Genomic DNA, 2,441 nt, shown 5'->3' with positions numbered 1-2,441 from the left:
GGCCTCTTTCCACCACTCAGGGCTTGCTGTCATAACGTATTCAACGGCCAGTACCGCATCTTTACGGCGTTTTTCCGGCAGCAGCTCCCGCACACGCCCCATTGCCTGATCCGTTGATTTGGACACAGAGCAGTAGTTTTCTGGTGTCCGTTCAGCGTTAGCGTTCGGCGTCTCACGCTCTCGGTAGCAGTGCTGCAACGCGCTGGCCACGCTTCCCATTCCCGTCAGCTTTTTGCAGCGCATTATCGCGTAGTTCGCCATGTTCCCCCCTGATTCCGGCATTCATTCAGCCAGGCGGGGGAGCGCATTGCGATACCTCCGGCGGGCCACTATCAAGATGATAGTGTACTCACTAGACTTTGCTACGCAAAATCGTTCGGGCAGCAAGCTGCCAGAAGGTCAAAATCAACGGCGGTCTGGCAGGTGGAAGGCGTCGCTTCGCGCCACCCCCCACCACTGCCAAGCCTGTTTTATCCGGAGTGTCGTCAAGGGTAAATGGCACTCGCTACGCTCGCCCTTGACGAAATCAGGCAATGAAATCGTCTTTGAAAGAGCAGGAACCGCTCGCCGCAGCTTTGGCTGAGGCGTACCGCAGGAGCAACGCGACGAGGAACGAACAGCCAAAGCGAGGAAGCGGAATTTCCACTCCCCGTACATAGAAATGCGTACACTCCTTGCTAAAAAAAGGCAGTTTTTCAGTGTCTAAAAATGCCGTTTTTCAGCCCTTATTTTCCCCCTTAATATATAGATATAGATATGGGAACCCGCTTGTACCAAGGGCTAGAGCGAAGAATCGTACTCACCTCAAGTACTAATCGTACTCACCTCAAGTACTAATCGTACTCACCTCAAGGACTAATCGTACTCACCTCAAGTACTAATCGTACTTGATACAAAGGACTTGACTGTATGTCTCTTTAGTACTTAAATGCGAGTACTAAATCATGGCGAAACGTGGGGCTGGAGTGAATACGAAAAAGATTTCTAGGCTTGAACGGCATACATACATGGATGAAAACGGTGAGGTAAAACAAGACTCTAAGATCGAGACCTTTTCCATCCCAGCCGAACCTCCCTACGTCAAGCTATACATTGCAGACATTGCGATGATTCATGGTTTATCAAAATCTCAAAATGATGTGCTTTTACAATTGGCAATGCTGATTGGATGGGATGGGTTTGTGTCTGTATCAAAAACTAGATTTGAAAAAACCATACAGCCCAGGGTTCATATTGAATATCAGACCTTTAAAAACATAATTGCGGCTCTTGTAGATAAACAAATATTCTTCCGGGCAGGGCGTGGGGAACTTGAAGCTAACCCCTTTCTTTTTGCACGGGGAGACTGGCCATCAATTTACGAAAGAAGAAAGAAAATTGAGTTAAAGATCAGTTATGACACCAATGGAAGAACGGTGCAGACGAAGGTAATGGATGATGAATGCTGAAGATAAACTTTTTAAAAATGTAGACAGGCTAATGCTGCATGATTCACTAAAAAAGAATGAGGTTCTGACTGTTTGGGAGCGTACTTTTTTAAGCAGTGTTTACAGCATATATCGTAGAACTAGCGGTAATAAATACTCAACTAAGGGTTTGTCACCAAAGCAGAAAAACGCAGCTTTTTCTATTTTAAAAAAACATAATTACCATCTGAATGATTAATTTTTTCGTGGTGAATGCCGCAAATGACGTCACTTTGCGGCGTTAGCCCTATCCTGCATCGCATCAAAACTAACGCTCCATACCACCCATGCCACGCGATCGCGTCTGTCGCTGTTTTTCACGTTCAATACGCTGCTGTTTTTCCTTTTCCTGGTTTTGCTGCTTAAACCGCTGAGCCATCATCAGGATTTCGGTCATCTGCTCTCTGGAAAGCCCCTTAAAAGGCTCTGTGACGCTCTGTAGGCGTTTCTGCTGCGCATCCATAGTCTTCTGTAGCTCACGCGCTCTTTTTGCGTTCTGGGCGCTCTGAGAGGCCATAGCGATGGTTCCTGCAAAGCCATCGTTCACTGCGTGGCTTAGACGTTTGGCTATGGCTGCCTGATCTTCCACGTCTTTGGTGAAAATGCCCTTCCGCAATACACGCGGCTCCAGCGCCTCCGGCGAGATCGATACCTGGCTACGGGTGCCACGGTTTATCGATTCGTAGTAGTGCTGAACTGTCTGATGCGTGGCGCGGCTTCCCTCGATGCCGCGCTCAAGACCCAGTTTTTTTACTGATTCAGCGTAGGTGCTCTGATCTTCACGCATCTTTGACCGCCCGCCAATAAACTCTTTCGCGGACAGCCGTCCATCCTGCGTCAATGGCACCACGAACGCAGACAGGTGCGGGGTGGCCTCGTCCCGGTGAACCACCGCCGCCACAACACGATCCTTCCCGTATTTCTTCTCCAGCCATTGCTCAGAGCGGGCGAAAAACTCCGCCTGCTGCCGTGGTG

At 48.9% G+C, this 2,441-nt stretch carries 4 protein-coding genes; 2 read left to right on the top strand and 2 right to left on the bottom strand.

Annotated features, from left to right (window positions below):
• The coding region (locus OQV04_RS24270) for a plasmid recombination protein (protein WP_171770104.1) at positions 1-261 on the bottom strand (261 nt) is incomplete at its 3' end.
• A gap of 683 nt (positions 262-944) precedes the next feature.
• Between OQV04_RS24270 and OQV04_RS24265 the strand changes: the two genes are divergently transcribed.
• Together OQV04_RS24265 and OQV04_RS24260 are read left to right on the top strand one after the other, a co-directional pair.
• Positions 945-1,448: a hypothetical protein gene (locus tag OQV04_RS24265; protein ID WP_001565850.1), complete on the top strand. Its 504-nt coding sequence runs from the start codon at positions 945-947 to the stop codon at positions 1,446-1,448.
• Positions 1,435-1,665, top strand: a complete 231-nt coding sequence (locus OQV04_RS24260) for a hypothetical protein (protein ID WP_124788667.1) — start codon at positions 1,435-1,437, stop codon at positions 1,663-1,665. The genes OQV04_RS24265 and OQV04_RS24260 overlap by 14 nt, the downstream gene beginning before the upstream one ends.
• Positions 1,666-1,734: 69 nt before the next feature.
• Here OQV04_RS24260 and mobV read toward each other — a convergent pair.
• Positions 1,735-2,441 (bottom strand): MobV family relaxase (mobV, locus tag OQV04_RS24255; protein WP_089615148.1); only part of this gene is annotated, 707 nt, incomplete at its 5' end.

This window comes from Escherichia sp. Lx600-2 (genome assembly GCF_036662595.1).
In the GTDB taxonomy this organism is placed as follows: Bacteria; Pseudomonadota; Gammaproteobacteria; order Enterobacterales; family Enterobacteriaceae; genus Escherichia; species Escherichia coli.
Note: the sequence above shows the minus strand (reverse complement) of the source record. Positions and strands in the feature narration are given on the sequence as shown.